The 225-nt window shown below is 32.0% G+C and carries 1 protein-coding gene; it reads right to left on the reverse strand.

The annotated features are described in order from the left end of the window. Positions 1-225 (reverse strand): hypothetical protein (locus tag FUA24_RS08240; protein WP_148541262.1); only part of this gene is annotated, 225 nt, incomplete at both ends.

The raw sequence follows: 225 nt of genomic DNA on the forward strand, positions 1-225 counted from the left end.
AAACCTAAAAGGTGCGGCTTTATAAATATCTTCTTTTCTAAAGCGTCCTTGTGTTAAATAACTTTTATAAAACTCTAAACGATCAACCACTTTTTCATGATGCGATCTTGATTTTAATGTAACAACCAATGTTTGAACTTTAGCTGTAACACCACCCCAGTTAAAAGTTAAACTTGCGTTTGAAGTGAATAGCGGATTACTATCATCTTCAACTGAAATTTTAGT

The organism is Seonamhaeicola marinus, assembly GCF_008085455.1.